Source organism: Micromonospora phytophila (assembly GCF_023656545.1).
Taxonomy (GTDB): Bacteria; Actinomycetota; Actinomycetes; order Mycobacteriales; family Micromonosporaceae; genus Micromonospora; species Micromonospora phytophila.
The window spans coordinates 1-6832 of the sequence record NZ_JAMOKF010000299.1; the positions used below are offsets into that span (position 1 = coordinate 1).

Sequence of the window (6832 nt, forward strand, 5' to 3'; positions counted from 1 at the left end):
CCCGGCGTGCGGCCCGGTGCCGCCGGTCAGGACATCGGCGCGCGCAGCCGGTGCAGGCGCAGCGCCAGCTGGACCTCCAGGGCCCGCTCGGGCTTCTGCCAGTCCGCGCCGAGCAGCTGCCCCACCCGCTCCAGCCGCTGGGTGACCGTGTTGACGTGCACGTGCAGCAGCTCCGCGGCGCGGGCCAGGCTCCCACCCACCCCGAAGTACGCCTCCAGCGTCTTCACCAGCGCGGTGCCCCGCCGGGCGTCGTAGTCCACCACCGGCCCGATGGTGGCGGTGAGGAAGCGGCTGACGTCCGTGTCGCCGCCGTCGCCGACCGCGCCCAGCAACAGCCCGACGAAGCCCAGCTCGGCAGTGCTCGCCCCCTGCCCGGCCCGACCCAGCGCGCCCAGCGCGGTCAGGCAGCGGTCCGCCTCCCGGAACGTGGTGGCCAGCGACGCCGGCCCGGTCGACGGGCCGCTCGCCCCCGCCGTCACCGGCCGACCCGTCACCCGGGACAGGTCCCGGGCCACCGCGCGGGCGCTGCCGCCGGCGTCCCGGCCGGGCAGCATCAGCACCACCCGGCCGTCCCGCGCCGCCGCCAGCCCACCCCGGGTCGAGGCGTACGTGGTGGCCCAGGAGAGCACCCGCTGCCGGGCCGAGCCGGTGGCGGCGATCGCGTCGTCACCGACCGCCACCAGAACGTGCGGGGCGTCCAGGTCCACCCCGAGCCGGCGCGCCCGGCTGCGCAGCGCGTCGGTGTCCCGCAGCGGCCGGGCGATCAGGTCGTCGAGCAACTCGCCGCGGACCCGCCCCTCCGCCTCGGCGACCGTCCGCCGGAACAGCAGCAGCAGCGCGGTCACCAACGACGCCCGCTCCAGGATCCGCTGGTCGGCGTCGACCAGCTCGTCGTCGGAGCGCAGCACCAGCGCGCCCAGGTTCTCCGCGCCGGCCACCACGGCGGCGTACCAGAGCGGCCCCCGGCGCACGCTGCGCCCCTCGGTACGCGACGCCGCCACCGCCTCCACGATGTCCGCCCGGTCCGGCTCGGTGATCTCGCCGACCCGGGCGAGCAGCCGACCCTCGGCGTCCAGCGCCAGCAGCGCCCCGCCGAGCACCTCGGTGACCGCCGCCGCGACGTCCTCGACACCGCCGCCGCGCAGCACCAGCGCGGTCATCCGGTCGTGCGCCGCCGCCGCCCGCTCCACCGAGGTGCTGTGCGCCCGGATGGTGGTGTTCGCCGCCGACAGCTCCTCCAGCGCCGCCCGGGTCTCCGCCAGCAGCCGCGCGGTGTCGATCGCCACCGCCGCGTGCGCGGCGAGGGACACCAGCAGCGCCACCTCCTCGCGGACGAACGGCCGGGCCGAGCGGTTGGCCGCGTAGAGCACCCCGATCGAGGTCGAGCCGAGCCGCAGCGGCACCCCGAGGATGGCCACCAGCCCCTCCTCGCCGACCCCGGCGTCGATCTCGCCGGTGTGGTGGAACCGCTCGTCCTCGCCGTAGTTCGCCGTGACGTAGGGGGCGCCGGACTGGGCGACCAGACCGCCGAGGCCGGCGCCCATCGGCAGCCGCAGCCGTTGGAAGCGGGCGGAGACGGAGCCGTCGGTGACCCGCATGTAGGTGTCGCCGCGCTCGTCGTCGTTGAGGGTCATGTAGGCGACGTCGGCGCCGAGCAGGTTGCGCGCCCGGTGCACGATCGCCCGCAGCACGTCGTCCACGTCGCGCAGCCCGGCCAGGTCGCTGACCGTGTCGTACAGGCCGGACAGCTCGGTCTCCCGACGGCGCCGCCGCTCCAGCAGCGCGCGGACCCGCAGCGCCACCGTCTTGGCCTGTTCCAGCTCGGCCAGCCGGTCGGCGGGCAGGCCAGCGGCCCGCGCGGCCACCAGCGGCCCCTCGAACTCCACCGCGGCGGCCTCACGGGCGAGCAGTTCCAGGAACTCCACCGGCGACGACATGACCGACATTGTGCGCGGCGCCACTAGTTGGCCGTCCAGCCCCCGTCGAGCGCGATCGACGCGCCGGTGATGAACGCCGCCGGCGGGGAGCAGAGGTACGCCAGCAGCTCGGCCACCTCCTCCGGCTCGATCAGGCGCTTGATCGCCGCCCGGGCCAGCATGATCTTCTCGACCACCTCGGCCTCCGGGATGCCGTGCTGGGCCGCCTGGTCGGCGATCTGGCTCTCCACCAGGGCGGTGCGCACGTACGCCGGGTTGATGCAGTTGGCGGTGACCCCGTGCGCCGCGCCCTCCAGCGCCACCACCTTCGACAACCCCTCCAGGGCGTGCTTCGCCGAGACGTAGGCCGCCTTGTACGGCGAGGCGCGCAGCCCGTGCACGGAGGAGATGTTGACGATCCGGCCCCAGCCCCGGGCGTACATGTGCGGCAGTGCGCGGCGGATGATGAGGAACGGCGCCTCCACCATCACCCGGTGCAGGTGCGCGAAGCGCTCCGGGGAGAACTCCTGCACCGGCGCGACATGCTGCAACCCGGCGTTGTTCACCACGATGTCCACGTCGGCGTCGAGCCGGTCCACCGCCTCGGGATCGGCCAGGTCGACCCCCTCGGCCCGGCCGCCGGCCTCCGCCGCCACCGCCTTGGCGGCGTCGAGGTTGCGGTCCACCACCAGGACCTTCGCGCCCGCCGCGGCCAGCCGCAGGGCGCAGGCCCGGCCGATGCCGCTGCCGCCCCCGGTCACCAGGGCGGTACGACCAGCGAGGTCGACGTGTACGACGTGGGGGACCGCCACGGGTTCTGCCGTCATGGCGCAAGAAGTTACGAGCTGTGTGGCCGGGCGCACATGGGGCGGCGGCACATACTCGACGGTCGGTGTGTGTGGCCACCTGCGGCGCGAGGGCCGCTGGGCGGCACCGCGCCCACCGCCCGGTGCCCCGGGTCGGTCGGGGAAATGTCGGCGGGCCCTGGCACAGTCGCCGTGTCGAGGGTTCGGCACATCCGTCGGCCACCATCCGGCCGACCCGACCGCCCGGAGGTGGGACGTGGGCACCGACGGCGTACGGCGGGCGGCCCGGGTGGACAGCGACGAGCGGGCCCCCGTGCCCGGGGCCGGGGAGGCGCGGGACGAGCCCGCGACGACCTTCGTCGCGACGCTGGTCCGCTGGCCGGGCACGGGCGGTTGGGTCTTCGCCCCGGTGCCCGACGAGCACGCGCCGGACGCGGCCGGTCCGTTCGGCCGGGTGCCGGTCGTCGCCACCGTCGACTCCCGCACCTGGTCGACCAGTGTCTGGCGGGACCGCGCCGCCGGCTGGCTGCTGGCGGTGCCGGCGCGCATCCGCGCCGGCAAGGACCACGGCGACACCGTCAGCGTCGCCGTCGAGATCGACCACTCCCGGCGGTAGGGGCACCGCCGCCGACGTGCCGCCCGCACGCCCGGGCGGTCCGGCGTGTCCCGACCGGCGACCGTCCGGGCCGACCAGTAGGGTGTCGAACACACGTACTGCTGACGGCTGGGGAGGAGGCGGCGTGCGCGTGCTCGGCGTCGATCCGGGGCTGACCCGGTGCGGGGTCGGCGTGGTCGAGGGGGTGCCGGGCCGGCCCTGCACGCTGGTCGCCTACTACGTCGTCTACACCGATCCGGGCGACGAGCTGCCGCTGCGCCTGCTGCACCTGGACCGCTCGCTCACCGACCTGGTCGCCGAGCACCGGCCGGACAGCGTCGCCGTCGAGCGGGTGTTCAGCCAGCACAACGTCCGCACGGTGATGGGCACCGCCCAGGCCAGCGGGATCGCCGTGCTCGCCGGGGCCCGCGCCGGGCTGCCCGTGCAGACGTACACCCCGAGCGAGGTGAAGGCGGCCGTGACCGGTTCCGGCCAGGCGGACAAGGCGCAGGTGACCTCGATGGTCACCCGGCTGCTGCGGCTGCCCGAGCCGCCGAAGCCGGCCGACGCCGCCGACGCCCTGGCCCTGGCCATCTGCCACGTGTGGCGGGGCGGGACGCGCTCCAAGCTGGCCGCCGCGGCCGAGCGGGTACGACGAGGAGGAACCAGATGATCGCCAGCGTGCGCGGCGTGGTGACCGCGACCGGTCCCGACCACGCCGTGGTGGAGGTCGGCGGGGTGGGCCTGGCGGTGCAGTGCGCCCCGGGGACCCTCGCGGAGCTGCGGGTCGGCCAGCCGGCCCGGCTCGCCACCAGCCTGGTGGTCCGGGAGGATTCGCTCACCCTCTACGGCTTCGCCGACGACGACGCCAAGCAGCTCTTCGAGTTGTTGCAGACCGCCAGCGGGGTCGGCCCCCGGCTGGCCCAGGCGGTGCTCGCCGTGCACACCCCCGACGCGGTGCGCAAGGCCATCGCCAACGCCGACACCGCGGCGCTGACCCGGGTGCCGGGCATCGGTAAGAAGGGCGCCGAGCGGCTGGTGCTGGAGCTGCGCGACCGGATCGGCCCGGTACCGATCGGCGCCGACGGCGCCGCCGGGGTCACCGGCGGGACGTGGCCGGAGCAGGTCCGGCAGGCGCTGGTTGGGCTCGGCTGGACGGCCGGGCAGGCCGACCAGGCGGTCGCCGTGGTGGCGGAGACCGTCGACGGTGAGGTCCCGCCGGTGCCGGTCCTGCTCAAGCAGGCCATCCGGCTGCTGGGTCGCACCCGATGAGCGAGACCGACGGGCTGATCTCGGCGTACGTCAACGACGGCGAGCTGGACGCGGAGGCCACCGTCCGGCCGAAGCGGCTCGACGAGTTCATCGCCCAGCATCGCGTCCGCGACCAGCTCGACCTGCTCCTGCAGGGCGCGATGCGGCGCGGCTCCCCACCGGACCACATCCTCCTCTCCGGGCCGCCCGGCCTTGGGAAGACGACCCTGGCCAACATCGTCGCCGCCGAGCTGGGGTCCGGGATCCGGGTGACCAGCGGCCCGGCGATCGAGCGCTCCGGCGACCTGGCGGCCATCCTGACCGGCCTCGCCGAGGGCGACGTGCTCTTCATCGACGAGATCCACCGGATCGCCAAGCCGGCCGAGGAGCTGCTCTACAGCGCGATGGAGGACTTCCGGGTCGACGTGGTGGTCGGCAAGGGCCCGGGCGCCACCGCCATTCCGCTGGACGTGGAGCCGTTCACCCTGGTCGGCGCGACCACCCGCTCCGGCCTGCTCACCGGCCCGATGCGGGACCGGTTCGGCTTCGTCGCGCACCTCGACTTCTACGCCCCGGCGGATCTGGAGACGCTGCTGCACCGCTCGGCGCGGATCCTCGGCGTGCCGATCACCGCCGAGGGCGCCGTCGAGATCGCCGGTCGCTCCCGGGGCACGCCCCGGATCGCCAACCGGCTGCTGCGCCGGGTCCGCGACTTCGCCGAGGTCCGCGCCGACGGCGTGGTCACCCTGGAGACCGCCCGGGCCGCCCTGACGGTGTACGACGTGGACGCGCTCGGCCTGGACCGGCTGGACCGCGCGGTGCTGACCGCGCTGGTCGACTCGTTCCGCGGTGGCCCGGTGGGCCTGTCCACCCTCGCCGTGGCGGTGGGGGAGCAGCCGGACACGGTGGAGGAGGTCTGCGAGCCGTTCCTGGTCCGGGCCGGCCTGCTGGCCCGGACGCCGCGCGGCCGGGTCGCCACCGAGGCCGCCTGGCGGCATCTGGGGCGGAATCCACCGAATGGTACATTTGGCGCGGACACCCCTCCCGTGCCCGATCTGTTCTCGCTGGACGCCGATCAGCCGTGATGTGAACGTGATCTGTGCCGCATTCGGCGTTCCCAGGTGCAGGGATTAGACTCGCGCCGGTCTGTACAGGACGTGAGAATCCGCCTCCGCTCCGGCGCCCCTCGTGCCGGCCGGAGGCCAATGGGAAGGTCAACACACCGTGCTTTACGCAGCAGGGGGCGGCGGGGGAGCCGGCGGTTTCACGCCGATCCTCATGATCGCCCTGCTTTTCGGCGTCATGTACTTCATGATGATCCGCCCCCAGCAGAAGCGCCGCCGCGAGGCGGAGGCCATGCAGTCCGCACTCTCCGCCGGCGACGAGGTCGTCACCATCGGCGGGCTCTACGGCACGGTCACCGGGGTCGACGACGACACCGTCCTGCTCGAGGTCGCGCCCGGCGTGCAGGCCCGGTACGCCCGTCCGGCGATCGCCCGGGTGGTAAGCCGGGTCGAGCGGCCGGCCGAGCCGGTGACCGAGGACGCGGACGCCGTCAAGGAGTGACCGTCGCGCCCGTCCCCGACCGGGTGGCATCCGCCGGATCCCGGTGACCGCCGCGCCCGACGGGGCAGCGCACGCGACGTGAAAACTGGATAGTTGGGTCGACGCCGGACGTCGGCACGACTCCTGCCCGGTCGACGCTCCCTCGTCGGCCGGCGGAGCTCCCGTGCCGTCCTCCGACGCCGCCCGTCAGGCCCGTCGACCGGACCCCCGGCCGACACCCGCCGCCGCCACGCGTGCGGCGCGACCGTACAGGGAGACAGGACAGCCGTGGCACCACCTCAGGGACAGATGCGCCCCGGACGGCAACTGGCCGTGCTCGGGTTCATCTTCGTCGTCCTCTATCTTTTGGTGTTCTTCGCGGGCGGCGCCAGCGGCGGCTTGAAGGACCGGCTCGAGCCCAAGCTCGGCCTGGACCTCGTCGGCGGCACCCGGTTGACGCTGGAGGCGACCAACAGCATCGACGGCCGGCCCCCGACGGCGGAGAACCTCGAGGAGGCCCGCCAGATCATCGAGAGCCGGGTCAACGCGTTCGGTGTCTCCGAGGCCGAGGTGGTCACCGAGGGCAACCGGAACATCGTGATCTCCCTGCCCGGCGAGAACCGTGAGCTCACCGAGGTCGGCAGCGCCGCCGAGCTGCGCTTCCGCAAGGTGCTCAAGGCCGCCGACGGCAGCGGCGCGGTCGCGCCCCCGGCGGCCCC

At 74.8% G+C, this 6832-nt stretch carries 7 protein-coding genes and 1 pseudogene; 6 read left to right on the forward strand and 2 right to left on the reverse strand.

What is annotated here, in order from left to right; all coding sequences use genetic code 11:
• Positions 1–26: 26 nt before the first annotated feature.
• Both NCC78_RS25320 and NCC78_RS25325 read right to left on the reverse strand, forming a co-directional pair.
• Positions 27–1946: a helix-turn-helix domain-containing protein gene (locus NCC78_RS25320; protein WP_250797531.1), complete on the reverse strand. Its 1920-nt coding sequence runs from the start codon at positions 1944–1946 to the stop codon at positions 27–29.
• A gap of 14 nt (positions 1947–1960) precedes the next feature.
• Positions 1961–2743 carry a 3-hydroxybutyrate dehydrogenase gene (locus NCC78_RS25325; protein ID WP_250797534.1) on the reverse strand — a complete coding sequence of 261 codons (783 nt, stop codon included), beginning with the start codon at positions 2741–2743 and terminating at the stop codon, positions 1961–1963.
• A 235-nt stretch (positions 2744–2978) separates the two neighbouring features.
• Between NCC78_RS25325 and NCC78_RS25330 the strand changes: the two genes are divergently transcribed.
• From NCC78_RS25330 to NCC78_RS25355, 6 genes and pseudogenes are all read left to right on the forward strand, one after another.
• Positions 2979–3338 (forward strand): DUF1905 domain-containing protein, encoded by a 360-nt coding sequence (locus tag NCC78_RS25330; RefSeq protein ID WP_250797536.1) that lies wholly within the window; start codon positions 2979–2981, stop codon positions 3336–3338.
• 124 nt (positions 3339–3462) lie between these two features.
• Entirely contained in the window at positions 3463–3990 is a 528-nt protein-coding gene (gene ruvC, locus NCC78_RS25335) for a crossover junction endodeoxyribonuclease RuvC (RefSeq protein ID WP_250797538.1), read from the forward strand.
• A complete protein-coding gene (gene ruvA, locus NCC78_RS25340; RefSeq protein WP_250797540.1) occupies positions 3987–4589 on the forward strand; it encodes a Holliday junction branch migration protein RuvA in 603 nt (200 codons plus the stop codon). The genes ruvC and ruvA overlap by 4 nt, the downstream gene beginning before the upstream one ends.
• Positions 4586–5653: a Holliday junction branch migration DNA helicase RuvB gene (ruvB, locus tag NCC78_RS25345; protein WP_250797550.1), complete on the forward strand. Its 1068-nt coding sequence runs from the start codon at positions 4586–4588 to the stop codon at positions 5651–5653. Before ruvA ends, ruvB begins: the two co-directional genes overlap by 4 nt.
• 139 nt (positions 5654–5792) lie before the next feature.
• Positions 5793–6134: a preprotein translocase subunit YajC gene (gene yajC / locus NCC78_RS25350; RefSeq protein ID WP_250797554.1), complete on the forward strand. Its 342-nt coding sequence runs from the start codon at positions 5793–5795 to the stop codon at positions 6132–6134.
• Between the two features lie 267 nt (positions 6135–6401).
• Positions 6402–6832, forward strand: a pseudogene (locus tag NCC78_RS25355) (protein translocase subunit SecD); the annotation flags it as partial.